The following is a 250-nucleotide window of genomic DNA, read 5'->3' as shown; positions in this document are numbered from 1 at the left end:
CTTCAATCGGTGAACGATCAGGCTTATTACTGTTGGGGTTATTTCATTCGCACAAGTTTGAAAAAGCAAGTCAAGCTGCTGCATATGTAGGTTTGGTTCCAGTACATCAGTTGTCTGGCAGTTCAGTCAACAAGCAAAGTCACTTATCAAAAGCAGGTGACAGTAAAATACGCTCAGTATTGTATATGTCAGCATTAACAGCGATTAAATATAATCCACACATTGAAGCTTTATATCAACGATTATTAAG

The 250-nt window shown here is 37.6% G+C and carries 1 protein-coding gene; it reads left to right on the top strand.

The window, feature by feature from the left end; genetic code table 11:
* Positions 1-250 (top strand): transposase (locus ACEO2X_RS14690; RefSeq protein WP_371972219.1); only part of this gene is annotated, 250 nt, incomplete at both ends.

This window comes from Acinetobacter sp. AL9 (assembly GCF_041464035.1).
Classification (GTDB): domain Bacteria; phylum Pseudomonadota; class Gammaproteobacteria; order Pseudomonadales; family Moraxellaceae; genus Acinetobacter; species Acinetobacter towneri.
Note: the sequence above shows the minus strand (reverse complement) of the source record. Positions and strands in the feature narration are given on the sequence as shown.